The 357-nt window shown below is 77.9% G+C and carries 1 protein-coding gene; it reads left to right on the top strand.

Going from position 1 to position 357, the window contains the following annotated elements:
• Nucleotides 1–357, top strand: a 357-nt coding sequence (locus GT030_RS33415; protein WP_272920743.1) for a lyase family protein, incomplete at both ends; no start/stop codon positions are given.

The following is a 357-nucleotide window of genomic DNA, read 5'->3' as shown; positions in this document are numbered from 1 at the left end:
CGCCGCCGAGTACGTCCACCGGGGCTCCACCAGCCAGGACATCCTCGACACCGGCACCATGCTGGTGGCCGCCCGCGCGCTGCGCCTCACCGTCGCCGGTCTGCGCGCCGCCGCCGGGGAGCTCGCCCGCCTCGCCGGAGAGCACCGGGACACCGTCATGGCCGGGCGCACGCTCGCCCTGCACGCCGTGCCCACCACCTTCGGGCTCAAGGCGGCGGGCTGGCGGTCCCTGGTACTGGACTCCGCCGACCGGCTCGGCCGCGTCCTGGACCACGGCCTGCCGGTCGCGCTCGGCGGCGCGGCGGGCACCCTTGCCGGATACCTGGAGTACGCCCGCCTCGACGGCGCCACCGGCGC

This window comes from Streptomyces sp. SID1328, assembly GCF_009865595.1.
In the GTDB taxonomy this organism is placed as follows: Bacteria; Actinomycetota; Actinomycetes; order Streptomycetales; family Streptomycetaceae; genus Streptomyces; species Streptomyces griseoluteus.
The sequence above is the reverse complement of the archived record's forward strand: the minus strand, read 5'-3'. Positions and strand labels throughout refer to the sequence as shown.